At 63.8% G+C, this 271-nt stretch carries 1 protein-coding gene; it reads right to left on the reverse strand.

All coding sequences use genetic code 11. The annotated features are described in order from the left end of the window. Positions 1-271, reverse strand: a 271-nt coding sequence (locus tag SB764_RS40420) for an ABC transporter permease subunit (RefSeq protein ID WP_410866814.1), incomplete at both ends; no start/stop codon positions are given.

Consider the following 271-nt stretch of genomic DNA (forward strand, 5'->3'; position numbering starts at 1 on the left):
TCGCCCATGGCCTTTGCGAAAGACAGGATCATGCCGGCGATGATGCCAGGCAATGTCAGCGGCAGGGTGACAGTCAGGAATACCCAGAGCGGACTTGCGCCGAGAGTGCCTGCGGCTTCTTCGAGCTTGCGGTCGACCGCTTCGATGGAGAGGCGAATGCTGCGCACCATCAGCGGGAAGCCCATCACGGCGCAGGCCAGCGCAGCGCCCGTCCAGCGGAAGGAGAGGACGATGCCGAGATATTGGTCGAGCAGGCTGCCAATCGGCCCAC

Origin of the sequence: Paraburkholderia sp. SIMBA_027, assembly GCF_046535315.1 — a bacterium.
Taxonomy (GTDB): Bacteria; Pseudomonadota; Gammaproteobacteria; order Burkholderiales; family Burkholderiaceae; genus Paraburkholderia; species Paraburkholderia tropica.